This is a genomic window from Hydrogenophaga palleronii NBRC 102513, assembly GCF_001571225.1.
Lineage (GTDB): Bacteria > Pseudomonadota > Gammaproteobacteria > Burkholderiales > Burkholderiaceae_C > Hydrogenophaga > Hydrogenophaga palleronii.
On record NZ_BCTJ01000049.1, the window covers coordinates 1 to 23143 of the forward strand.

General features: G+C 68.4%; 16 protein-coding genes and 1 riboswitch. Of the genes, 11 read left to right on the plus strand and 5 right to left on the minus strand.

Annotated elements, in window-relative coordinates; genetic code table 11:
* Positions 1-105 precede the first annotated feature (105 nt).
* A complete protein-coding gene (locus HPA01S_RS20635; RefSeq protein WP_066273069.1) occupies positions 106-780 on the plus strand; it encodes a 2-hydroxychromene-2-carboxylate isomerase in 675 nt (224 codons plus the stop codon).
* Here HPA01S_RS20635 and HPA01S_RS20640 read toward each other — a convergent pair.
* Positions 771-1841 carry a substrate-binding domain-containing protein gene (locus HPA01S_RS20640; RefSeq protein WP_066273088.1) on the minus strand — a complete coding sequence of 357 codons (1071 nt, stop codon included), beginning with the start codon at positions 1839-1841 and terminating at the stop codon, positions 771-773. The two genes, HPA01S_RS20635 and HPA01S_RS20640, sit on opposite strands and share 10 nt — an antisense overlap.
* 67 nt (positions 1842-1908) lie before the next feature.
* On the opposite strand from HPA01S_RS20640, the gene HPA01S_RS20645 reads away from it, so the two are divergent.
* The 3 genes from HPA01S_RS20645 to HPA01S_RS20655 all read left to right on the plus strand — a co-directional run bounded on the left by HPA01S_RS20645 (position 1909) and on the right by HPA01S_RS20655 (position 7064).
* Positions 1909-3684, plus strand: a complete 1776-nt coding sequence (locus HPA01S_RS20645) for an NADH-ubiquinone oxidoreductase-F iron-sulfur binding region domain-containing protein (protein ID WP_066273071.1) — start codon at positions 1909-1911, stop codon at positions 3682-3684.
* Positions 3681-6509, plus strand: a complete 2829-nt coding sequence (locus HPA01S_RS20650; RefSeq protein WP_066273073.1) for a molybdopterin-dependent oxidoreductase — start codon at positions 3681-3683, stop codon at positions 6507-6509. Before HPA01S_RS20645 ends, HPA01S_RS20650 begins: the two co-directional genes overlap by 4 nt.
* Before the next feature lie 114 nt (positions 6510-6623).
* Positions 6624-7064 (plus strand): universal stress protein, encoded by a 441-nt coding sequence (locus tag HPA01S_RS20655; protein ID WP_066273075.1) that lies wholly within the window; start codon positions 6624-6626, stop codon positions 7062-7064.
* 72 nt (positions 7065-7136) lie between these two features.
* Here HPA01S_RS20655 and HPA01S_RS20660 read toward each other — a convergent pair whose 3' ends face one another.
* Complete coding sequence (locus HPA01S_RS20660) at positions 7137-8270, minus strand: ABC transporter substrate-binding protein (protein WP_066273090.1); 1134 nt, start codon at positions 8268-8270, stop codon at positions 7137-7139.
* A gap of 139 nt (positions 8271-8409) precedes the next feature.
* On the opposite strand from HPA01S_RS20660, the gene HPA01S_RS20665 reads away from it, so the two are divergent.
* From HPA01S_RS20665 to HPA01S_RS20675, 3 genes are all read left to right on the plus strand, one after another.
* Entirely contained in the window at positions 8410-14364 is a 5955-nt protein-coding gene (locus HPA01S_RS20665; protein ID WP_169801564.1) for an excinuclease ABC subunit UvrA, read from the plus strand.
* A 112-nt stretch (positions 14365-14476) separates the two neighbouring features.
* Positions 14477-14794 carry a hypothetical protein gene (locus HPA01S_RS20670; RefSeq protein ID WP_066273077.1) on the plus strand — a complete coding sequence of 106 codons (318 nt, stop codon included), beginning with the start codon at positions 14477-14479 and terminating at the stop codon, positions 14792-14794.
* Between the two features lie 36 nt (positions 14795-14830).
* Positions 14831-15274, plus strand: a complete 444-nt coding sequence (locus tag HPA01S_RS20675) for a GNAT family N-acetyltransferase (RefSeq protein WP_066273092.1) — start codon at positions 14831-14833, stop codon at positions 15272-15274.
* An 18-nt stretch (positions 15275-15292) separates the two neighbouring features.
* Here the strand turns inward: HPA01S_RS20675 and HPA01S_RS20680 are convergent, their stop codons facing one another.
* The 3 genes from HPA01S_RS20680 to HPA01S_RS20690 all read right to left on the minus strand — a co-directional run bounded on the left by HPA01S_RS20680 (position 15293) and on the right by HPA01S_RS20690 (position 17791).
* On the minus strand, positions 15293-15661 hold the full coding sequence (locus HPA01S_RS20680; RefSeq protein ID WP_245638711.1) for a hypothetical protein: 369 nt from the start codon (positions 15659-15661) through the stop codon (positions 15293-15295).
* Between the two features lie 76 nt (positions 15662-15737).
* Positions 15738-16994: an MFS transporter gene (locus HPA01S_RS20685; protein WP_066273081.1), complete on the minus strand. Its 1257-nt coding sequence runs from the start codon at positions 16992-16994 to the stop codon at positions 15738-15740.
* Positions 16991-17791, minus strand: coding sequence for an HAD-IIB family hydrolase (locus tag HPA01S_RS20690; RefSeq protein WP_066273093.1), 801 nt, complete (start codon positions 17789-17791; stop codon positions 16991-16993). The genes HPA01S_RS20685 and HPA01S_RS20690 overlap by 4 nt, the downstream gene beginning before the upstream one ends.
* A gap of 107 nt (positions 17792-17898) precedes the next feature.
* Positions 17899-17987, plus strand: a riboswitch (S-adenosyl-L-homocysteine riboswitch).
* Between the two features lie 67 nt (positions 17988-18054).
* Between HPA01S_RS20690 and ahcY the strand changes: the two genes are divergently transcribed.
* The 4 genes from ahcY to HPA01S_RS20710 all read left to right on the plus strand — a co-directional run.
* Positions 18055-19485: an adenosylhomocysteinase gene (ahcY, locus tag HPA01S_RS20695; protein WP_066273082.1), complete on the plus strand. Its 1431-nt coding sequence runs from the start codon at positions 18055-18057 to the stop codon at positions 19483-19485.
* Between the two features lie 123 nt (positions 19486-19608).
* Complete coding sequence (locus tag HPA01S_RS20700) at positions 19609-20361, plus strand: TlyA family RNA methyltransferase (protein ID WP_066273084.1); 753 nt, start codon at positions 19609-19611, stop codon at positions 20359-20361.
* A 9-nt stretch (positions 20362-20370) separates the two neighbouring features.
* On the plus strand, positions 20371-21201 hold the full coding sequence (metF, locus tag HPA01S_RS20705; RefSeq protein WP_066273087.1) for a methylenetetrahydrofolate reductase [NAD(P)H]: 831 nt from the start codon (positions 20371-20373) through the stop codon (positions 21199-21201).
* A gap of 398 nt (positions 21202-21599) precedes the next feature.
* Positions 21600-23143, plus strand: a 1544-nt coding sequence (locus tag HPA01S_RS20710) for an ESPR-type extended signal peptide-containing protein (RefSeq protein WP_281193156.1), incomplete at its 3' end; no start/stop codon positions are given.

The window sequence follows — 23143 nt, forward strand, 5'->3', positions numbered from 1 at the left end:
GGCGCAGCCGGACCCTGGATGCCTCTGTTCAGCATTGCCTCATGCGGAGTGGATCGCGCTCCGGTGGAATGACAACCGCATGACTCCCTCGTCCACGAGATCGCCATGAAAGACATCACCTTCTTCTACGACCCGATCTCGCCCTACGCCCACCTGGCGTTCGAGCGCCTGCCCGAAGCCCTGATGGGCCACAGCGTGATGGTGCGCTACAAGCCGGTGCTGTTTGCCGCGCTGCTCAAGGCGAACGGCCAGCTCGGCCCGGCCGAGATCGCCGCCAAACGCGACTGGACCTACCGCCACGTGAGCTGGCTCGCGCACCACCACGGCGTGGTGCTCGATCTGCCGGCCGCCCACCCCTTTAACCCCTTGCCGCTGCTGCGCCTGGGGCTGGCCACGGCAACGGACGATGCACCCGGCGAAACCAATCGCTACGCCACCGAGCTGTTGTTCCGCCACGTGTGGCGCGGTGGGCTGGATGCCACCGACCCCGAGCGCCTGGCCCAACTGCAGGCCCTGCTGCAGGACCACATGGCGCAGCGCGAGCAGCCCTGGCTCGCACCCGACAGCGAAGCCGTGAAGCAGCGCCTGCGCGCCAACACCGACGAAGCGCTGGCGCTCGGCCTGTTCGGTGTGCCCGCGATGGTGCTGGACGGCCGCGTGTTCTGGGGCCACGACGCCCTGCCCATGCTGCGCGCGCAGCTGGAGGGCGACGCCTGGTTCGACACGCAGTGGGACGCTTCTGCGCAGCGGCCCGAAGGCGTGCGCCGCCCTCAGGCCTGAAAGGCCTCGTCCATCGACATCACCTTGCCGGTGTCGGCCGCCTCGTAACCCTTGAGTGCGGCCACGCGCGCGCGAAACGCCGGTGAACGCAGCACCGTGAGCACCGGGCGCAGCTCCACGCGGTCGAGCGCGTCGGCGGGCACGGCGAAGAAATAACGCTCCTTCAACAAGGGAATGAAATCCAGGCCGAAGCGGTGCGCCGCGGTCTGCACACCGATGCCCACGTCGGCCATGCCGCTGGCCACGTAGGCTGCCACCGCCGCGTGTGTGAGTTCGGTGTTGTCGTAGCCCGCCACCGCGCGCGGTGCGATGCCTTCGCGCTGCAGCAGCAGATCGGTCAGCACCCGCGTGCCCGAGCCTTCCGGCCGGTTCACGAAGCGCAGCCCGGGCCGGGTGAGATCGTGCAAGCCACGCAGGCCGAGCGGGTTGCCCCTGGCCACGAACAGACCCTGCGTGCGCACCGCCAGCTGCACCAGCAGGTGCTGGTCGCGCTTGAGCCAGGCGAGGTAACGCTGTACCGCGGCCGCTTCGAACTCGCCCTGAGGCACATGGAAACCCGCCAGCTCGCAGTCGCCCTGCGCGAGCGCGGCCACGGCTTCCAGGCTGTTGCGGTAGCGCAGTTCCACCGGCACCTGGCGTGCCGCAAGCTGTTCGCGCAGCGCGGCCACCGCGAATCCATGGCTGGCGTGCAGGCGCGGCACGGCGCGCTGGCGGCGCTGCACGCGCCCGAGTTCGCCTTCCAGCTCCGAGGCCAGCGATTCCAGCAGCGGTTGCAGGCGTGCGCCGATGCGGGCGTCGGCCCAGATCAGTTTCTCGCCCAGCTCGGTGAGGACCGAGCCACGCCCCCGCCCGCGCAGCAGCAGCGGCTGGCCGAACAGCTGTTCCGCCTGTTGCAGCAGGCCCCAGGCGTGCCGGTACGACAGGCCCTGCTCGCGCCCCGCCTGCGAGATGCTGCCCGAGGCCCGCACCGCGGCAAGCAGGCCGAGCAGCGTGTTCGCATCGAGCGCGGGGCCGTCTTCCGGGCCGATGCGCCACTGGGGCTGGAGGGTGATGCGCAGCATGGTGGGATGGTTGACCATATGAACTGACAAACATATTAAGACACCCATACGGTGCTACGCTGAAAAGATGACAAGAACGACAACCCACGAGACAAACGAAGGCCCCGCCAAAGCCGTGATCCCCATCCGCCCGCTGGAGGTGATGGGCCGTGGCCGGGCGCGCCATACCCCCAAAGGCCGGCAGACCTCGCCCGAGGCACGCGAGCGTGTGGCCACGCTCTGCGAGGGCCTGGCGCCACGCGCCGACCTGCTGATCGAACACCTGCACCGCCTGCAGGACGCCGAGGGCGCGCTGCGCCACGGCCACCTTGCCGCGCTGGCCGAGCGCCTGCGGCTGAGCCAGGTGGAGGTGTTCGAGGTCGCGAGCTTCTACCACCACTTCGAGATCGTCGACGACGCCGCGGCCGTGCCGCAGACGGTGGTGCGTGTGTGCACCAGCCTCTCGTGCGCCATGGCCGGCAGCGAGGCTTTGCTGGCCGATCTGCAGACCGCGTTGGCGGGTGATGCCTCGGTGCGCGCAGAGGCGGCGCCCTGCATCGGCCAGTGCCACGTGGCGCCCGCCGCCTGCGTGGGCCAGCGCCAGTTGCCGCAGGCCAGCGTGGCCGCGGTGCAGGCGGTTCTCGACAAGGGCGACACCGGGCCGCGCGCGCTGCCGGTGCCGGCGCCTTCGCCGTACACCCAGTTGCGCCGCCTGCTGGCGGGCGAGTTGGATGCGGAACACGTGCTCACCGAACTCAAGGCCTCCAACCTGCGCGGCCTGGGCGGCGCGGGCTTCCCGTCGTGGCGCAAATGGGAGACGGTGCGTGCGCAACCGGGCCCGCGCCACATGGTGGTCAACATAGACGAAGGCGAGGTCGGCACCTTCAAGGACTGGTGGGTGCTCACCAGCGCCGACGGTGGTGCGTCGCAGATGCTCGAAGGCCTGCTGATCGCCGCGCAGGTGGTGGGCATCGAACACGCGTGGCTCTACCTGCGCGACGAATACCACGACCTGCGCGAACTGCTCACGCTTGAACTCACCCGGTTGCAAGACACGCTGGCCGCGCTGTGCGAACAGCACCCCGGCTACACGCCACCGCGCATCGAACTGCGGCGCGGCGCGGGCGCCTACATCTGCGGCGAAGAGTCGGCGCTGATCGAATCGGTGGAAGGCAAACGTGGCCTGCCGCGCCTGAAGCCGCCCATCGTCGCCATGCACGGCGTGTTCGGCCGGCCCACGCTGGCGCACAACCCGGAAACGCTGTGGTGGCTGCCGAAGATTCTGGAGAACGGTGGCGCCTGGCTCGCCGGTGAAGGCCTGCGCGGGCGCACCGGCCTGCGGCGCTTCTCGGTGTCGGGCCGCGTGAACAAGCCCGGCGTGCACCTGGCACCGGCGGGCATCACGCTGCGCGAACTGATTCACGAATACGCCGGCGGCATGCAGGAAGGCCACACGCTGTATGCCTACCTGCCGGGCGGCGCATCGGGTGGCATCCTGCCCGCGTCGCTGGCCGACGTGCCGCTGGACTTCGACACCCTGGTGGACCACGGCAGCTTCATCGGTTCGATGGCGGTGGTGGTGATGGGCCAGCACGACACCGCGCGTGGCGCCGCGCTCAACCTCATGCAGTTCTTTGAACACGAGTCCTGCGGGCAGTGCACGCCCTGCCGCGCCGGCACCACCAAGGCGGTGCAGCTGATGCAGGCGCCGGCGTGGAACGCGCCGCTGCTCGGTGAGCTCTCGCAGGTGATGCGCGACGCCTCGATCTGCGGGCTCGGCCAGGCCGCGCCCAACCCGGTGGACAGCGTGCTGCGTTTCTTCGCGCACGAAGTGAGCGTGAACGCTGAAGGAGGTGCCGCATGAAAACCAACGACCTGCCGCAGGCAGCCACTCCCATCGCCTTCACGCTCAACGGCCGCGCGGTCGAAGCCGCGCCCGGCGAGAGCATCCTGAAAGCCGCGCAGCGCGCGGGCGTGGACATTCCGCACCTGTGCCACAAGGACGGCCTGCGCAGCCCCGGCAACTGCCGTGCCTGCGTGGTGGACATCGAAGGCGAGCGCGTGCTCGCGCCCTCGTGCTGCCGCGCACCCACGGCCGGCATGGTGGTGCACAGCGACAACCCACGCGCCAGCGCGGCGCAGAAGACGGTGCTGGAGCTGCTGCTGTCCGATGCGCCCGACACCACCGCGCTCAAGCACGACAGCGAACTCGCGCACTGGGCCGAGGCGGCCGGCGCGTTGCCGGGGCGTTTCCCGGCGCGCGCTGCCGCGGTGCCGGACATCAGCCACCCGGCGATGGCGGTCAACCTCGACGCCTGCATCCAGTGCACGCGCTGCATCCGCGCCTGCCGCGAGACGCAGGGCAACGACGTGCTCGGCCTGGCCTTCCGCGGCGGCCATGCGCAGATCGTGTTCGACCAGAACGACCCCATGGGCGCCAGCACCTGCGTGGCCTGCGGCGAGTGCGTGCAGGCCTGCCCCACCGGCGCCATTGCCCCGGCCAACGGCGCGTTTGCCAAGCCCTCGCAGCAGCAGGTGGATTCGGTCTGCCCGTTCTGCGGCGTCGGCTGCCAGCTCACCTACCACGTCAACGACGGCAAGATCGAACACGTCGAAGGCATCGCCGGGCCGGCCAACGAAGGCCGCCTGTGCGTCAAGGGCCGCTTCGGCTTCGACTACGCGCACAACCCGGAGCGCCTCACGCGCCCGTTGATCCGCCGTGCCGGTGCGCCCAAGGACCCGCATGGCGAGCTGCGCCGCCTCACGCCCGAACAACTGCGCGAACGTTTCCGCGAAGCCAGCTGGGACGAGGCGCTCGACGCCGCCGCCGAAGGTTTCCGCAAGGCCATGGCGAGCACCACCGAGCGCGGGCGCCGCAGCCCGGTGGCGGGCTTCGGCTCGGCCAAGGGCACGAACGAAGAGGCCTACCTGTTCCAGAAGCTGGTGCGCACCGCCTTCGACACGCACAACGTCGACCACTGCACGCGCCTGTGCCACGCCTCCAGCGTGGCCGCGCTGATGGAGGGCCTGGGCTCGGCGGTGGTCACCAACCCGCTGCGCGACGTGCAGCATGCCGACTTCCTGCTGCTCATCGGCGCCAACCCGGCGCAGAACCACCCGGTGGGTGCGACCTGGATCAAGAACGCGGTGAAGCAGGGCACCCGCCTCGTGCTGGCCGACCCGCGCCGCACCGAGCTGGCGCGCCACAGCTGGAAACACCTGGGCTTCCAGCCCGGCACCGACGTGGCCCTGCTCAACGCGATGCTGCACACCATCGTGTTCGAGGGCCTCACCGACCCGGCCTACATCGAAGCCCACACGCTGGACTTTGCGCAGCTCAAGCTGCACCTGGCCGACTTCTCCCCCGAGGCGATGGCGCCGGTCTGCGGCATCGACGCGGCCACGTTGCGCGAGGTGGCGCGCGCCTATGCGACGGCGAAGAACGCCATGATCCTCTGGGGCATGGGCGTGAGCCAGCACACGCACGGCACCGACAACGCGCGCTGCCTGATCGCGCTGGCGCTGGTCACCGGCCAGATCGGCCGGCCCGGCACCGGGCTGCACCCGCTGCGTGGCCAGAACAACGTGCAGGGCGCGAGCGACGCCGGGCTCATTCCCATGGTGCTGCCCGACTACCAGCGCGTGGCCGACGGCCCGGCGCGCGAGAAGGCCGAACGCCTGTGGAAACTCGCCCCCGGCACGCTGGGCAACGAGCCCGGCCTCACGGTGGTGGAGATCGTTGACGCGGCCCACCGCAAGGAGATCCGCGCCATGCTGATCCAGGGCGAGAACCCGGCCATGAGCGACCCCGACGCGGCGCACGCGCGCGAAGCCCTTGCGGGGCTGGACCACCTGGTGGTGCAGGACATCTTCCTGACCGAAACCGCCAGCCTGGCCGACGTGGTGCTGCCCGCCACCGCCTGGCCCGAGAAGACCGGCAGCGTGACCAACACCGACCGCTGCGTGCAGCTCGGCCGCAAGGCCGTGCCCGCGCCGGGTGAGGCGCGCGCCGACGCCTGGATCACCGAACAGCTCGCGCGCCGCCTCGGGCTGGACTGGGCCTACGGCGTGGCCGCCGATGGCAGCGGCACGGACGACGCCACGCAGGGCATCGGCGCGGTGTTCGAGGAAATGCGCGCGCTCATGCCCAGCATTGCCGGCCTCTCATGGGCGCGGCTGCGGCAGCAGGGCGCGGTGACCTACCCGGTGGCGGACGCGGACGACCCGGGCCAGCCCGTGGTGTTCATCGAAGGCTTCCCCACGCCCACGGGCCGCGCTTCGCTGGTGGGTGCCGAGCTCCGGCCACCGGCGGAGCAGCCCGATGTGGAGTTCCCGATGGTGCTCATCACCGGGCGCCAGCTCGAACACTGGCACACCGGCAGCATGACGCGGCGCAGCAGCGTGCTCGACGCGCTCGAACCCAGCCCCGTGGTCAGCCTGCACCCCGAGACCGCCAGGCGGCTCGGGCTGTGGGCCGGTGCGCAGGCAAAGGTGCGCTCCCGCCGGGGTGAGGTGGCGCTGCCGGTGCGCATCGACGAAGGCATGCCGCGCGAGACCGCCTTCATTCCCTTCGCCTACGCGGAGGCCGCGGCCAACCTGCTCACCAATCCGGCGCTGGACCCGGTGGGCAAGATCGCGGAATTGAAGTACTGTGCAGTGGACGTGCGGCCCTTTGCGGCCGACGCGTGAACCGATCCGGCCTTGACCTGCCTCAATGCGGCAGGCGGCCGGAACTCCTACGATGAACCTTTCTGCCCGTTCGCTCGGGCGGGCCGGTTCACACCCTATTCAAGGAGCACCATCATGTTCAAGAAAATCCTGGTCCCCACCGACGGCTCCGCGCTGGCAGCCAAGGCCACCACGGTCGCTGTGGAACTGGCCAAAGCGGTCAACGCACAGGTCGTCGGTGTCTACGTGATCGACCCCTTCCCCTACATCGGCGTCGGCGACGCTTCGGCGGTGGGCCTGCAGGCCTACCTCACCGAGGCCAAGAGCGCGGCGGGCCAGGCGCTCGACACGCTGCGCAGCGCGGTCGAGGCCGGTGGCGTGAGCTTTGCCGCCGGTGACACCATCGAACGCAACGTGGTCTACGAAGGCATCATCGAAACCGGCGAGGCCGAGGGCTGCGACCTCATCGTCATGGGCTCCCACGGCCGCCAGGGCGTGAAGGCGCTGATCCTGGGCAGCGTGGCGCAGAAGGTGCTGACGCACGCCAAGGTGCCGGTGCTGATCGTCAAGGAATAAACGCAGCAGGCGCCAGGGCCCGTGCCCCCGGCATCGCGGGGCCGGGCCGCTGGTGCGGCCCCTTCAAGGGGGTTACCGCCGAAAGCGGCCGCTGGCGTCGACGATGGACAGGTCGGCGAAGTCCAGGCCCGAGTGGCTGGCCGTGCTGTAGTGCACGTTGAGGCCACCGAGGTCGTAGTTGCGCATGCCTTCGAGCGCATCGCGCAGGGCCGCCGGGGTCGGGTTGGCGCCGGCGCGGCGCAGGCCTTCGGTGAGCACCTTGGCCGCGGCATACCCTTCCATCATGGCCGGCGACACACCGTCCATGCCCTTGGCCTTGGCGAAGTCCTGCGCTTCCTTGATCAGCGGGTAGGCCGCCGAGCGTTCGTTCGGGAACACCTGGCTCACGATCACGCCGCGCGCGTGTTCACCGAGCAGCTTGATGAACCCGTCAGAAGCGTTGTTCGACAGGGTGACGGCCTGCGCGCGCGAGCCCGCGGCGCGGATGGCCTTGATGGCGTTGGCGGTGTTGCCGGCCGAGCCGATCACCATCACCGCCTGCGCGTTGCTGCCGTTCACGCGTTTGGCGAGCTCGGTGAAGTCGGGTTTGTCGCGCGGAAACTTCTCGTGCAGCACCGGCTTGAGCGTGGCCTTCTCGAAACCCTTGAGCGCACCCGCGGCGGAGTCGGCGCCAAACGAGTCGTCGGTTTCCAGCACCGCGATGCGTGTCATGCCGATGCTCGCCAGGTGTTCGATGGCCTTGGCGGCCTCGCGCTGGTAGGTGGCGCGCACGTTGAACACCCAGGGGTTGACCGGCTCGTGCAGCACCATGGCGCCGGTGCTCGGTGCCACCAGCGGCAGCTTGTATTCGGCCAGCAGCGGCAGCAGGGCCTGGGAGTGTGGTGTGCCGCGGTTCAGGAACAGCGCCAGCACGCGCTGCTGGGTGATCATTTCGCGTGCCACCTCCACCGTGACCTTGGGGTCGAACTTGTCGTCCACCGCGATCAGCTCGATCTTCTGGCCGTTCACGCCGCCGCGGCCGTTGATGGTGTCGAAGTACAGCTTGGCACCGGCGTGGTTCTCTTTTACGCCAGCGGCCACCGAGCCGCTGAAGCCCGAGGGCATGCCCACGCGCAACTGCGCCCAGGCGGGGGCCGAGAGGCCGAGCAATGCGGCCAGGGTGAGCGCTTTCCAGCGGGATGTCGACGGGATGCTGCTTGTTGTCATGCGCGGTGTCTCCATGTCTCCAGATGTGGGCCGAGTCTATGCAAGCGGTCGGCGGCAGAAATTGTGGATATGACGTAGAGGCCGGCGCATTTGTCACACCCCTCCGTAGAATCTTTGCGTCCCCCACTGGAGCCCATGCATGTCCGATGCCTTTCTGCCCGCCGATTTGCCTGCCGGCGCGATTTCAACCGCGATCGACGCTGAAAGGCCGGATCAATCGACCGAAGGCGGCTCCGGGCTGATCCGCATCCGGGGTGCGCGCCAGCACAACCTCAAGAACCTGGATCTGGACATCCGCACCGGTGAACTCACGGTGGTCACCGGCCCCAGCGGTTCGGGCAAGTCCAGCCTGGTGTTCGACACCTTGTTCGCCGAGGGCCAGCGCCGGTATGTGGAGACGTTCAGCGCCTATGCGCGCCAGTTCCTCGACCGCATGGACAAACCCGCGGTGGACCGGGTGGACGGCGTGCCACCCGCGATCGCCATCGACCAGACCAACCCGGTGCGCTCGTCGCGCTCCACGGTCGGCACGATGACCGAGCTCAACGACCACTTGAAACTTTTGTTTGCACGCGGCGCCGATCTGTACGACCGCGACACCGCGCTGCCGGTGCGGCACGACTCGCCCGAATCGATCTTTGTGGAACTCAAGGCGCGCGCCGCCGGTTTCACCGCCGGGCCGCCCCAAGGTGAAACAGCCCCCACGGGGGGCAGCGAACCACGCGATGCGGGGAGCGTGGGGGCTCACGTCTCTGATCCGCGCCTGGTGGTGACGTTTCCGGTGGAATTGCCGGCCAGCACCACGGCAGAAGAAGTCGAGCAATGGCTTTCTGCCAGCGGCTACACCCGCGTGCAGGCCGAGCGTGTGGTGCAGCGCGAGACCCAGGTCGAGGCCGCGCCCGCCAAGGGCGGCAAGAAACCCAAGCCCCAGATCGAATCGGTGAAGGTGCTCGACGTGGTGGCCGACCGCTTCCGCATCGGCACCGCCGAGCCGGCGCGCGTGATGGAAGCCATTGAAGCCGGCCTCAAGCGCGGCAGCGGCAAGCTGATGGTGTATGTGCTGGGCGAGGAGGGCAGCGAGCCCGAGATCTGGCGCTTCAGCACCGGCCTGCATTGCCCCGAGAGCGACATCCGCTACAGCGAACCCACGCCTTCGATGTTCTCGTTCAACTCGGCCGTGGGTGCCTGCGAAGCCTGCCGCGGTTTCGGGCGTGTGATCGGGGTCGACTACGGCCTGGTGATTCCGAACGACAAGCTCACGCTGCGCGCGGGCGCGATCAAGGTCTTCCAGACGCCCGCGTGGAAGGAAGCGCAGGACGACCTCATGCGGCACGCCGAAGCCGCCGGCATTCCGCGCGACACGCCCTGGGCCAAGCTCACGCCCGAGCAGCAGCACTGGGTGAAGGCGGGTTCGCCGCAGTGGAACGGCAAGTGGAACCAGCACTGGTTCGGCGTCGACCGTTTCTTCGAGTACCTGGAGAGCAAAGCCTACAAGATGCACATCCGCGTGCTCTTGTCCAAGTACCGCAGCTACACCGAATGCCCGAGTTGCCACGGCGCGCGCCTGAAGACCGACAGCCTGCTCTGGCGCATCGGCACGAAGGCACAGGCCGATGCCGTGCTGGTGCCTGAAAAACGCTACATGCCGCAAGGTGTGCAGTGGAGCCGCGCGCAGTTGGAAGCGCTGCCCGGCCTGTGCCTGCACGACCTGATGCTGCTGCCGCTGGACAAGCTGCGTGGCTTCTTCAGCGCGCTCGACCAGACGCTGGCCCCGGTGGGCAGCGACGCGGCGGCCGCCGGCCAGGCGCAGGCGCTGCGCCTGCTGTTCGAAGAAATCAACACCCGCATCCGTTACCTCTGCGAGGTCGGCATCGGTTACCTCACGCTGGACCGGCAGAGCCGCACGCTCAGCGGCGGTGAGGTGCAGCGCATCAACCTCACCACGGCGCTCGGCACCTCGCTGGTGAACACGCTGTTCGTGCTCGACGAGCCCAGCATCGGCCTGCACCCGCGCGACATGGCGCGCATCAACGACGCCATGCTGCGCCTGCGCGACGCCGGCAATACGCTGGTGGTGGTGGAGCACGACCCGGCCGTGATGCTCGCGGCCGACCGCCTGATCGACATGGGCCCGGGCCCGGGCGAGCGCGGCGGGCAGATCGTGTTCGACGGCACGCCCGAAGCGATCCGTTCGGCCGATACGCTGACCGGTGCTTACCTCGGCTCGCGCAAGACCATCGGCATGGGCTTCAAGCGCATGGTGACCGACAGCACGCCGCGCCTCATCCTCGAAGGCGCGCGCGAGCACAACCTGAAGGACGTGTCGGTCGAGTTCCCGCTGCAGCGCCTGGTGGTGGTCACCGGCGTGTCGGGTTCGGGCAAGTCCAGCCTCATCCAGGACGTGCTGGCACCCGCGCTGCTGCGCCACTTCGGCAAGTCCACCGACAGCCCGGGCGTGCACGACCGCCTGCTCGGTGCCGACTACCTGAGTGAGGTGGTGTTCGTTGACCAGTCTCCCATCGGCAAGACCGCGCGCTCGAACCCGGTGAGCTACGTGGGCGCCTGGGACGCGATCCGCGCGCTGTTCGCCGAAGCACCGCTCTCGCGCCAGCGCAGCTACACGCCGGCCAAGTTCAGCTTCAACAGCGGCGATGGCCGCTGCCCCACCTGCGGCGGCTCGGGCTTTGAACACGTGGAGATGCAGTTCCTCAGCGACGTGTACCTGCGTTGCCCCGACTGCGACGGCAAGCGCTACCGCCCCGAGATCCTGGAGGTGATGATCCGGCGCGGCGAGCGCTCGCTCAACGTGGCCGATGTGCTGGAGCTCACCGTGAGCGAGGCCGCCGGCCTGTTCGCCGGTGACCGCGAGGTGATCCGCGTGCTGCAGCCCATCGTCGACGTGGGCCTGGAGTACGTGAAGCTCGGCCAGCCCGTGCCCACCTTGTCGGGCGGCGAGGCGCAGCGCCTCAAGCTCGCCGGCTTCCTGGCCGAGGCCGCCAAGGGTGGCAGCGCGAGCCACCAGGCGGTGGCGCGCAAGGGCACGCTGTTCCTGTTCGACGAACCCACCACCGGCCTGCACTTCGACGACATCGCCAAGCTCATGCGCAGCCTGCGCAAGCTGCTCGATGCCGGCCACTCGCTGGTGGTGATCGAGCACAACCTGGACGTGATCCGCGCCGCCGACTGGCTCATCGACCTCGGCCCCGAAGGCGGCGACGCCGGTGGCCTGGTCGTGGCCGAAGGCCCGCCCGAGGCGGTGCGCGAACACGCCAGCAGCCACACCGCGAAGGCGCTGCGCGACTACGCGCTGGCCATGGGCGAGGTGTATGCCGTGAAAGAAGGCCACGCGGGCGCCTGGATGCCGGCACGCGCGCGCGCAGCCGGAGCACACGCGAATGCGATCCGCATCGTCAACGCCAAGGAACACAACCTGAAGAACCTCAGCGTGGACATTCCACGCGGCCAGTTCAACGTCATCTCGGGCGTGAGCGGCTCGGGCAAATCCACCCTGGCCTTCGACATCCTGTTCAACGAAGGCCAGCGGCGTTACCTGGAAAGCCTGAACGCCTACGCGCGCAGCATCGTGCAGCCGGCGGGCCGGCCCGAGGTGGATGCGGTGTATGGCATTCCACCCACGGTGGCGATCGAGCAGCGCCTCTCGCGCGGCGGCCGCAAGAGCACCGTGGGCACCACCACCGAGGTGTGGCACTTCCTGCGCCTGCTGTATGTGAAGCTGGGCACGCAGCACTGCGTGCACGACGGCGCGGCCGTGATGCCGCAGAGCGTGGACAGCATCGCCGCCGCCATCCTGGCGCGCTACAAGGGCCAGCACGTTGGCCTGCTGGCGCCGCTGGTGGTCAACCGCAAGGGCGTCTACACCGAGCTGGCCGACTGGGCTCGCCCGCGTGGCCACACCCACCTGCGGGTGGACGGTGAGTTCCTGCCCACCACCGGTTTCCCGCGCATCGACCGCTTCAAGGAACACACCATCGAACTGCCGGTGGCCGACTTCGTGGTGCGCGCCGACGACGAAGCCGCGCTGCGCCGCGAACTGAACAAGGCGCTGGAGATCGGCAAGGGCGTGGTGCACGTGCTCACGCCACTCGACGGCCTGGCGCAGGCGCTGGCCGAGGGCGCGTCCACGCGCGAGCTGGGCAAGCTGGAGGTGTTCTCCACCACACGCGCCTGCCCGGTCTGCGCCACCAGCTACCCCGAGCTGGACCCGCGCCTGTTCTCGTACAACAGCAAGCACGGCTGGTGCCCGGATTGCGTGGGCACCGGCGTGAAGCTTTCGAAAGACCAGCGCAAGGCGCTCGACGATTCGGTGCGCGACGACAAGGAAAAAGGCCGCGAACAAAGCTTTGCCGAACCGGAGGTGGACGATCTGGTGGACGAAGCCTGCCCGGCCTGCGCCGGCACCCGCCTGAACCCGCAGGCGCGCGCGGTGCGCTTCGCGGGCGTGGGCATCACCGACGTGGCATGCCTCTCGGTGCGCGAGGTGCGCAGCTGGGTGCAGGGCCTGATGAACGACCTGGCGCTCACCGCACGCGAGGCCGACATCGCGCGCGACCTGCTGCCCGAGATCGAAAGCCGGCTCGCCTTCCTGGAAGAGGTGGGCCTGAACTACCTCACGCTGGACCGCGGCGCGCCCACGCTCAGCGGCGGCGAGGCGCAGCGCATCCGCCTGGCGGCGCAGCTCGGCAGCAACCTGCAGGGCGTGTGTTACGTGCTCGACGAGCCCACCATCGGCCTGCACGCGCGCGACAACGCCATCCTGCTCAACGCCCTGCACAAGCTGGGTGACCAGGGCAACACCCTGGTGGTGGTGGAGCACGACGAAGACACCATCCGCCGCGCCGACCACATCATCGACATCGGCCCGAGCGCCGGCAAACGCGGTGGCCGCGTGGTGGCGCAGGGCTCGGTGGACGACCTCTCCGCGAATGCGGATTCCGTGACGGGGCGCTACCTGCTGCACGCGATGAAACACCCGCTGCAGCCACGCCGCACCGTGCTGGCCGAGGGCGAACTGCCCTGGCTGCAGGTGAAAGGCGCGAACCTGCACAACCTCAACAACCTGGACGCCGCGGTGCCGCTGCAGCGCCTGGTGGTCATCACCGGCGTGTCGGGTTCGGGCAAGTCCACGCTCGCGCGCGACGTGCTGCTGAACAACGCCGCCGCCGCTGTCAGCATGCGCAGCACGCAGGCCGGCCGCACGGCCTGGGACAAGGGCCAGCGCCCGAGCTGGGGCGGCTGCGAGAAGCTGCTCGGCACCGAGGTGGTGGACCGCGTGCTCGAAGTCGACCAGACCCCCATCGGCAAAACCCCACGCAGCTGCCCCGCCACCTACATCGGTTTCTGGGACACGGTGCGCAAGCTGTTCGCCGACACGCTGGAAGCCAAGGCGCGCGGTTATGCACCGGGCCGCTTCAGCTTCAACACCGGCGAGGGCCGCTGCCCGGGCTGTGAAGGCCAGGGCATGCGCACCATCGAGATGAGCTTCCTGCCCGACGTGAAGGTGCCCTGCGAGGTCTGCCACGGCGCACGCTTCAACCCCGAGACCCTGGCCGTGACCTGGAAGGGCAAGAGCATCGGCGACGTGCTGCAGATGGAGGTGGACGAGGCGGTGGACTTCTTCGCCAGCATGCCCAACATCGCGCACCCGCTGCAACTGCTGAAGGATGTGGGCCTGGGTTACCTCACGCTCGGCCAGCCGAGCCCGACGCTGTCGGGCGGCGAGGCGCAACGCATCAAGCTCGTCACCGAACTCAGCAAGGTGCGCGACGACATCACACGCCGCGGCCAGAAGCCGCCGCACACCTTGTACGTGCTCGACGAACCGACGGTGGGCCTGCACATGGCCGACGTGGAAAAACTCATCCGCGTGCTGCACCGCCTGGTGGACGGCGGCCACAGCGTGGTGGTGATCGAACACGACCTCGACGTGATGGCCGAAGCCGACTGGATCATCGACCTCGGCCCCGAAGGCGGCAACGGCGGCGGCCTCATCGTGGCCGCAGCACCGCCCGACGAGGTGGTGCGGCTGGACACGCACACCGGGCGGGTGCTGGGGCCGGTGCTGGCCAGGACATGAATACTCCCCGTGCCGCCTCACGGGAGACCGCACCAGCGGGCAGGCACCGCCCGTTCCGCGGTGTGGGTTGGGGGCTGGTGTGCTGTGCCGGCTTCTTGCGACCAGGGTTCACGTGAGCCATCAACTCATCCACATCCACGCCGAGGCGCCGCCCAAACCGGCGCTGGGCGCGCCGTGCAACGGCTGCGGCGTGTGTTGCCTGGCCGAGCCTTGCCCGCTGGGGCGGGTGATCTCGCGCAAGCGGGTCGGTGCCTGCGATGCCTTGCGCTGGGACGCGGCTAGTGCGGTTTACCGCTGCGGTGCGATCACCGATGCGCGTGGGGTGTTGGGCCCGCGCTGGCGCTGGGCGGCGCCGGTGTTCACGCGGCTGGCGCGGCGCTGGATTGCCGCCGGTGTGGGTTGTGATGCCACGCTGCAGGTGGAGCGCTGAGGTGCCCAGGGGATGCCGCTACGATCGCCATCCATCATGAAAATCGTTCAAGCCACGGCAGAGCACCTGGTCCCGGTCGCGGAGCTCTTCAACCAGTACCGGATGTTTTACGAACAGCCCGATGACCTGGCCGGTGCCACGGCCTTCATCCAGGGCAACATCGAGAACGCCCGTTCCCAAGTCTTCGTGTTGTTCGACGCGTCGGGCCGAGCCGCCGCTTTCTCGCAGCTGTACCCGACCTATTGCTCGACGGAGATGCGGCCGATCATGTACTTGTCGGACCTGTTCGTTGATCCGACGCAGCGGCGCAAGGGTTACGCCAGGGCCTTGATGGCGTTCCTGATCGAGCACTTCGGCCGGCAGGCGATGCACCGTCTGACGCTCGAGACCGCCACCACCAACGTGGGCGCCCAGAAGCTCTACGAATCCCTCGGCTACCAAAGAGACCAGGTCTTCGTCACCTACCACCGGGTTCTCTGACCCGTTCCGGCGGCTGGGTCAGCGCACGAACAACCAGACCATGCCCACGGCCAGGGCGGCAATCGCGACCATCAGCACACGGGTGCGCTGACGCAACAGGTCCACCGCGCCCACCAGGCGCGCGTTCTGCTCGGCGAGTTCGGCCAGGGTCAGCGCCATCTGTTCCTGCGTGGCGGCCTGCTGCTCGATCAGCATGCGTGCCTCGATCAGGCGGTTCTTCAGTTCGCCCAGGCTGGGCGGGGCATCGCCCTGGTCCAGTGCGGCGGGCGTGGGGCCACTGCCGACGGGCACCGCTTTGTCGCGGTCCATCAGCTTGCGTGCGGCGTTGAGCACCTTGGGCGCGTGTTCGATCACGTCGCCCCAGGGGATCACTTTGAGGGCAACCATCCAGGGAATGGGCATCGGGGGTCCTTTCTCGGGGGAAGGATCGTGGGCGGTCAGGCCGGTAGGAGCCGCTGCTGGCTCAGTGGGTTCCTGCAGATGGGGACAATACCGCGCGTCTCAACAGCCACCAACCCAGCAGGGCGACCGATATCAGCAGCAGCGGGAAGCCCACGGTGGGCGCCCACTGCAGGGCCGCGGCGCCCAGCGCCGGCGCCAGCACACCGCCCAGCGTGTAGGACAGCACCAGCACCGCCGTGCTGTTGACCAGGGTGATGCCTTCTTCGCGCGAGCCGATGTCGATCATCGCCAGCGTGTACAGGCAGCCACCCGCGCCACCCCAGAGAAAAGCCACCGGCGCCGCCAGCCAGGGGGTGCCGAGCACGAAGGGGATGACCAGCGTGGCCAGCAGCGTGGCCAGTGCGCAGTGCCGCATGATCACCAGCCTTGATGCGTGCCCGTCGCCCCAGCGCTGCTGCGGGTCGTGCGCGAGGCGGTCGGCCGCCATGCCGGCGGGCAGCATCATGAGTGCGCTGCCCAGGCCGCTGGCCGAGACCAGCAGCGCGGCCACCGTGCCGCCCATGCCGAGCGCCAGGCCATAGAGCGGCAGGATGGAGGTGAGGCCGCTCTCGAAGAAGCCACCGACAAAGCCCACCGTCATGATCAGCGGGTGGGCGCGCAGCGCGTGCCAGACCCCCGAGAGGCCGACCTTGGCGCTGCCGTGGTCTTCGGCGCTCGGCACCGGCGGGATCAGCAGGCTCCAGCCGAGCGCGATCAGCGTCATGGCGAGCGCGATCCAGAGCGCGGTGTTGCTCGCCGCGCCAACCCAGGCCAGCAGCACAGGCCCCAGCACGAAGGTGGCGCCGACCATGGTCTCGAACAGGCCGACGTTGCGCCCGCGCTGTTGCGGCGGTGAAAACTCGGCCACCACCGCTTCGGCCAGCACCCAGCGCAGGCCGGCGGCCATGCCCTCGACCAGGATGCAGACGAACCAGAGCCAGAGCGCCTGGGTGAACAGGAAGCCGGCGATGGTGAGTGCCGACACCGTGGTGGCCAGCCAGAGCGCGGGGCGCCGGCCCAGGCGCTGCGTGATGGCCGAGGTGAACGGCGTCATGAAGAACACGCCCAGCCAGCCGGTGGCGACGAACACGCCGGCCAGGGCGGTGGACACACCGTCGCCCTTCAGGCGCAGCAGCAACAGCGGCATCAGCATGAAGTAACCCACCAGCTGGAAGAAGGTGGAGCCGAAGATCGCCAGCAGGCCGAGCGGCGCACGCGCCGGCAGCGTGGGGCTCAGGGTGGCGCCGGTGTGGTGCGGGGGCAGCGGGTGTTCGCTCATCGGGCCGCCGCCCGTGCGCTCAGCACCGCGTCGGCCACCTCGGTGAAGCCGGCACCGCGTTCGCCCTGCGCCACGTAGCGCGGATGGTGCGCGAGCGCCTGCCAGAAGCGTTCGATGTTCGCCACGCCCACGCTGTGCGGGAAGTGGCCGAACATGGTGGCGTCGTTGGTCGAGTCGCCGACGTAGACCCAGCGGTCGATCTCGTCGTCGAGCTTGCGGCCCAGGCGCGAGCGCACGATCCAGCGCGCGCCGGCGAGCTTGTCGTGGTCACCGATCCAGCCGTTGATGTGGATGGAGCTCACGGTGGCGTTGAGGCCGTCGGCTTTCATGAGCTGCACCACGCGCGCGATGTCGGCCTCGTCCAGGTGCGCGAACTCGCTGTGGTCGATGGCGATGTCGGTCTCGCGCCCGGGGCTGTCGGTGGCCAGGCGGGTCTGCGGCAGCTCGGTCAGCACGCGTTGTGCGGCGGCCTGCAGCCGGGTGAAGTTCGCCGTGCGCGTGGGTGCGTCCTGCAGGTAGTCGCGCTGCAGCGAACCATCGGCACCGCGCCACAGCGCCACGGCGCCGTTCTCCGCCACGATGGCGTCCACCGGCCAGGCCAGGGCGAAGGCTTCGCTCCAGCCGGCCGGGCGGCCGGTGATGGCGAACACCGGCAGGCCGGCGGCGCGCAGGCGCTGCAGTGCGCCCAATGCGTCGGGCGTGATGGCGCCGTCGGTGGTGAGGGTGTCGTCGATGTCGGTCAACACGCCGTGGATGCCGGCGCGGGCCGCGGCGGGCCAGAGGGAGAGAGGGGTCATGCGCATGGTGTGGAAGGCCGGCAGTGTCGCACAGGCATGGGCTGGCAAGGGGCGCCAGTGGCATGCCCCGAGGGGGCTCCAGCCGGGGCTGCTGCGGTAGAATCGCGCGATCCGAGGAGCGTTGCAGCGCCCCCGCTGAACAGTTCAGCCGCGGGGCGTGAGGCTCGGACCATCCATGCAACGACGCTCATCCACATCCCGTGCGATGAGTCCTTTCTTACTCTTGGCGAGATGTGGTTTGTCCATCCCTAACGGAGCAAACCATGAATGCACGTCTGAACAACCCGACCGCCGACAGCGCGATTGCCGACCTTTCCCTCGCCGATTGGGGCCGCAAGGAAATCCGCATCGCCGAAACCGAGATGCCCGGCCTGATGGCCATCCGTGAAGAGTTCGCCAAGAGCCAGCCGCTCAAGGGCGCGCGCATCACCGGCAGCATCCACATGACGATCCAGACCGCGGTGCTGGTCGAAACCCTGCAGGCCCTGGGCGCCAACGTGCGCTGGGCTTCGTGCAACATCTTCTCCACGCAAGACCACGCCGCCGCCGCGCTGGTGGCGCAGGGCACGCCGGTGTTCGCGCACAAGGGCGAAACCCTGGCCGAGTACTGGGACTTCACCCACCGCATCTTCGAATTCGGCGCCGCCGGCACCGAGAACGAAGGCCCGAACATGATCCTGGACGACGGCGGCGACGCCACGCTGCTGATGATCCTGGGCCAGAAGGCCGAGAAGGATGCATCGGTCATCAGCAAGCCGACCAGCGAAGAAGAAACCTGCCTGTTCGCCGCCATCAAGGCCAAGCTGGCGCAAGACCCGACCTGGTACACCCGCAAGGCCAGCCAGATCATCGGCGTGACCGAAGAGACCACCACGGGCGTGCACCGCCTGAAGGAAATGAGCGCCAAGGGCACGCTGCCGTTCCGCGCCATCAACGTGAACGACTCGGTGACCAAGAGCAAGTTCGACAACCTGTACGGCTGCCGCGAGTCGCTGGTGGACGGCATCAAGCGCGCCACCGACGTGATGATCGCCGGCAAGGTGGCCGTGGTCGCCGGTTACGGTGACGTGGGCAAGGGCTCGGCCCAGGCGCTGCGCGCGCTGTCGGCCCAGGTGTGGGTGACCGAGATCGACCCCATCAACGCCCTGCAGGCCGCGATGGAAGGCTACAAGGTCGTGACCATGGAATACGCCGCCGACAAGGCCGACATCTTCGTCACCACCACCGGCAACAAATCCATCATCACGCACGACCACATGGCCGCGATGAAGGACCAGGCCATCGTCTGCAACATCGGCCACTTCGACAACGAGATCGACATCGCCTCGATCGAGAAGTACGAGTGGGAAGAGATCAAGCCGCAGGTCGACCACGTGAAGTTCCCCGATGGCAAGAAGATCATCATGCTGGCCAAGGGCCGCCTGGTGAACCTGGGTTGCGGCACCGGCCACCCCAGCTTCGTGATGTCGTCGAGCTTCGCCAACCAGACCATCGCGCAGATCGAGCTGTTCACCGCGCCGCAGAAGTACGAAGTGGGCCAGGTCTACGTGCTGCCCAAGCACCTGGACGAAAAGGTCGCGCGCCTGCACCTGAAGAAGGTGGGCGCGATGCTGACCGAGCTGACCGACGAGCAGGCCGCCTACATCGGCGTGAACAAGGCCGGCCCCTACAAGCCGGACACCTATCGCTATTGAGCGTCACCCCCGCCGCGCTCCGCGCGCCCTCCTCAAGGGGGCGATGCCAGCGGCCCGGCCGAGCCGGTTCCGCGGCATCCCTGGACGGGCGGCGGGCGTGCATTCGTTGCAAGACCTTCATTGATGAGAGCCGATCAACTGCTCGTTGAACGCGGCCTGGCCGCGACCCGTTCGCAGGCCCAGCGGTTGATTGCCGCGGGCGTGCGCTGGCGCCTGCCCGGCGGTGACTGGAAAGCCGTGGGCAAAAACGGCGACGAACTGCGTGACACGGCCGAGCTGGAGTTGCTGGACACGGCAGAGACGCGTTACGTCTCGCGCGGTGGCCTCAAGCTCGAAGGCGCCTTGCGCCACACCGGCCTCAGCGTGAAAGGCCAGCGCTGTCTTGATGTGGGGCAGAGCAGTGGTGGCTTCACCGACTGCCTGCTGCAGCACGGCGCAGCGCAGGTGGTGGGCGTGGACGTGGGCCAGGGCCAGCTGCACCCGCAACTGAAAACCGACGCGCGTGTGGTCTGCATCGAGAAGTGCAATGCGCGCGACGTGTCGGCCGATGCGCTGGCGGACGCGGGCGGCGCGCCGCCATTCGACCTGATCGTGGCCGACCTGTCCTTCATCTCCCAGACCCTGGTCTGGCCGGCCGTGGTGCCGCTGCTGGCCGAGGGCGGGCAGATGCTGATGCTGGTGAAGCCGCAGTTCGAACTGCAGCCCGAACACATCGGCAAGGGCGGCCTGGTGAAGGACGCCGCGAGTTATGCCACCGTGCGCGAACGCATCACGCAGGCCTGTGCCGATCATGGCCTGCGGCTGCGCGACTACTTTGAGAGTGCCATCACCGGTGGCGATGGCAACCGCGAATTTTTTGTACATGCAAGCCACTAGGAGGGGACCGTGAGTCTTCCCATCAGCCTGGAATTTTTCCCGACCAAGACGCCCGAAGGCGCCGTCAAGCTGCGCGCGGTGCGTCAGCAGTTGTATGCGCTGCAGCCCGAGTTCTGCTCGGTGACGTTTGGTGCCGGTGGCTCCACGCAGGACGGCACGCTGCAGGCGGTGACCGAGATCATGGGCGAAGGCTGCCCGGCCGCGCCGCACCTGAGCTGCATCGGCCAGTCGCGCGAGAGCATCCGCGAACGCCTCACCGCCTACAGCGCGGCCGGCATCCGCCGCATCGTCGCGCTGCGCGGCGACCTGCCGAGCGGTTACGGCATCGGTGGCGAGTTCCGTTACGCCAGCGACCTGGTGCGCTTCATCCGCGAAGAAACCGGCGACCGTTTCCACCTGGAGGTGGCGGCTTACCCCGAAACGCACCCGCAGGCCCGCTCGCCCCAGGCCGACCTCGAGGCCTTCGTCGCCAAGGTCCAGGCCGGCGCCAACTCGGGCATCACGCAGTACTTCTTCAACGCCGACGCCTACTTCCGCTTCCGCGACGAGCTGCAGCGCCTGGGTGTCACGGTGCCGGTGGTGCCGGGCATCATGCCCATCACCAGCTCCACGCAGCTGATGCGTTTCTCGGACGCCTGCGGCGCCGAGATCCCGCGCTGGGTGCGCACGCGCCTGCAGGCCTTTGGTGACGACATTGATTCGATCAAGGCCTTTGGCCTCGACGTGGTGAGCCAGCTGTGCGAACGCCTGCGCCAAGGCGGGGTGCCGGGCCTGCACTTCTACACCATGAACCAGAGCGTCGCGACGACGGAGCTGGTGCGGCGCTTCACGGGCGCCTGACGGCGACCCACGCGCCCGCCTGAGGCCGGCAGGTGAGCCGCGTTGCTGCATTTTTCGGCAGAGATGCATGGCCCTTTGGGCGCGAAAAGACGGCCACTGGTGTGAAAGTGCACGTTCTGGCGACTTACTCCTGCGCCTGCGCTTGGATGTAAGCAGTTGTGACTTATCATCCCGGCGAACTTGCACCAGAGGGTTTCTGAATGCCGTCCCAATGAGTTCTTTTTGCTCAGTGGGGAAAGAACCGTTTCTGGCGCAGTGGGCGTGAACAAGCCATGGACTCCGGGGGCTTTGGGCGATCAGGGATTTGATCGCCGGCCCGGCGCAGGCTGGTTCCTTTTTGTACTCGCAAGCCCCCGCAGATCTTGCGAGCCGCATCTGCTTTTGCCTCCAGTGCCGTCATGAACCACATCTATTCGATCGTCCGCATTGCCTCTTCCAACCTGACCCAGGCCGTTCCGGAAACTGCACGCCAACGGCGTGGAGGCCGCTCGAGCGCAGGACTGGGTGGCGCCCGGGCCGCCGTGGTGGCGCTGGCTACCCTGGGCGCGGCGGGTGCGGTGTGGTCGGGCGCCGGGCCTGAAGCGCAGGCAAGCGGTTCGTGCCTGGAGATCGGAGCGTTTACGGTGTCCGGTGCGCGCACCGGCATGTGCGAGCTGCTCGACAACGACCAATTGACGGTGGACAACACAGGCAGCATTGAGGGCGGGCCCAATGCCGTTCAGGTCGGTAGTGGCCAGCACGGGACCACGCCCACCGGAGTGCGGGTGGTGAACCACGGTCAGCTGAGCAGCCCGTCGGGCTTCAATGCCCTGCGCAACTACGGCACCATCGACCTCGTCCAGAACACGGGCGATATGGGGGGGGTGGAGTACGGCATTGTGAACTCCAATCGCATCATCGCGCTGGACAACGCAGCCGGTGGCGTGATGGCCGGCACCATGGGTGGCGGCGTCCTCAACTACGGCACCATCGACGACACCACCAATGCAGGCCAGATCGGTGATTTGGGTGCCGGCTTCGGTTTTGAAAACCTCGGGATCATGGGGTCGATCAACAACCACAGCGGTGGTGTCATCAGTGGCGACAACGCCGGCATCGCCAACACCGGTGAGATCGGAACGATCACCAACAACACCGGAGCCACCATCAATGGAGTGACCTCCGCGATCGTGAACGGTGACTCGAGTGGGTTTGTCAGAACCATCACCACGATCACCAACGACGGTGTCATCACGGGTGGCGTCAACGCCATCATCAACAACGGCGTTGGCAATGTGATCGGCACGATCAACAACAGCGGTGAACTGCTCGGCGCGGTGACGACTCATGGCACGCAGATCAACCTGTCGGGCGCAACCGCCCGCATCTCGGGAGCCCTGCTCAACACGGGTGGCGCAGTCCACCTGCTGAGCGGCGCGGACTTCGCCACCGAGAACACGCTCAGCGCCGACACCTTCAATGTGGCCGCCGGGGCCACGCTGCGGGTGGGCGCATCCGGCCATACCCTGACCGCGAGTGGCGCCGCCGCCAATGCCTTCAACAACGCCGGGACCCTGCGGGTCACCGAAGGCGTGGTGGCCAACATCGTTGGCAACTACACACAGAGTGGCGAATTGCGCCTGGGCGCCAGCAGCACCAGCAATCATGGCCGTGTGGCAGTGCAGGGCGATGCGACGCTGGCCGCCAGCGCCACGTTCTTCGTCGATGTCAACGCGGTCAACTCGTTGGCCGCTGGCCAGATGATGTCGGATGTGCTGTCGGCCACTGGCACCCTGACAAACAACGCAGCGTCGACCAACGTGAGTGCCAACAGCGCATTGTTCGAGTTCGTGTCGGTTACCAACGGCAACGCCGTGGACCTGCAAGTGGTGGCCGTTGGCGCACCACCGCCACCGCCACCGCCACCGCCACCGCCACCACCACCACCACCACCACCGCCACC

Bases quoted from the DNA above. Each gene is read 5' to 3' on its own strand.
- HPA01S_RS20635 (WP_066273069.1), top strand. From the start codon at position 106: ATGAAAGACATCACCTTCTTCTACGACCCGATCTCGCCCTACGCCCAC.
- HPA01S_RS20640 (WP_066273088.1), bottom strand. From the start codon at position 1,841: ATGCTGCGCATCACCCTCCAGCCCCAGTGGCGCATCGGCCCGGAAGAC.
- HPA01S_RS20645 (WP_066273071.1), top strand. From the start codon at position 1,909: ATGACAAGAACGACAACCCACGAGACAAACGAAGGCCCCGCCAAAGCC.
- HPA01S_RS20650 (WP_066273073.1), top strand. From the start codon at position 3,681: ATGAAAACCAACGACCTGCCGCAGGCAGCCACTCCCATCGCCTTCACG.
- HPA01S_RS20655 (WP_066273075.1), top strand. From the start codon at position 6,624: ATGTTCAAGAAAATCCTGGTCCCCACCGACGGCTCCGCGCTGGCAGCC.
- HPA01S_RS20660 (WP_066273090.1), bottom strand. From the start codon at position 8,270: ATGACAACAAGCAGCATCCCGTCGACATCCCGCTGGAAAGCGCTCACC.
- HPA01S_RS20665 (WP_169801564.1), top strand. From the start codon at position 8,410: ATGTCCGATGCCTTTCTGCCCGCCGATTTGCCTGCCGGCGCGATTTCA.
- HPA01S_RS20675 (WP_066273092.1), top strand. From the start codon at position 14,831: ATGAAAATCGTTCAAGCCACGGCAGAGCACCTGGTCCCGGTCGCGGAG.
- HPA01S_RS20680 (WP_245638711.1), bottom strand. From the start codon at position 15,661: ATGGTTGCCCTCAAAGTGATCCCCTGGGGCGACGTGATCGAACACGCG.
- HPA01S_RS20685 (WP_066273081.1), bottom strand. From the start codon at position 16,994: ATGAGCGAACACCCGCTGCCCCCGCACCACACCGGCGCCACCCTGAGC.
- HPA01S_RS20690 (WP_066273093.1), bottom strand. From the start codon at position 17,791: ATGACCCCTCTCTCCCTCTGGCCCGCCGCGGCCCGCGCCGGCATCCAC.
- ahcY (WP_066273082.1), top strand. From the start codon at position 18,055: ATGAATGCACGTCTGAACAACCCGACCGCCGACAGCGCGATTGCCGAC.
- HPA01S_RS20700 (WP_066273084.1), top strand. From the start codon at position 19,609: ATGAGAGCCGATCAACTGCTCGTTGAACGCGGCCTGGCCGCGACCCGT.